Source organism: Streptomyces durhamensis (assembly GCF_000725475.1).
Lineage (GTDB): Bacteria > Actinomycetota > Actinomycetes > Streptomycetales > Streptomycetaceae > Streptomyces > Streptomyces filipinensis.
In genome coordinates this window covers 1-364 of the sequence record NZ_JNXR01000141.1, presented here as the reverse complement: position 1 = coordinate 364, position 364 = coordinate 1, and the positions used below count along the sequence as shown (strand labels likewise).

The window sequence follows — 364 nt, the reverse complement described above, 5'->3', positions numbered from 1 at the left end:
GATCGGATTGAGCCGTAGCGCAACCGGGCCGCGGCCCCCGGCCTGCCGATACTGGCCGATCGCCTCGGTGGCCGAGGCCCAGGTGGTTATTGGGTACATGAAGCCGTCTGCAATGGCCGCCGCCTGCGCGATGCCTTGCGGTGTCATCGCCGCGATGTACACGGGCAGTGTCGGCTGGGCGGGCTTCGGCTCCCCCCAGCTCGGTCGCAGCCGGTAGTGCTCGCCTTGAAAGGAAACCGGGCCGGTGCGCCAGCATCGACGCATCAACTCCAGATGTTCGGCGAGCGCGTCCACTCGGGAGGTCATCGACACGCCCGCCGACTCGTGTTCGTGCGGCGTCCAGCCCTGGCCTATCCCTACATCG

General features: G+C 68.1%; 1 protein-coding gene. It reads right to left on the bottom strand.

What is annotated here, in order from left to right:
• Positions 1–354 (bottom strand): LLM class flavin-dependent oxidoreductase (locus tag IO33_RS45400; protein WP_280921968.1); only part of this gene is annotated, 354 nt, incomplete at its 3' end.
• Positions 355–364: the final 10 nt, after the last annotated feature.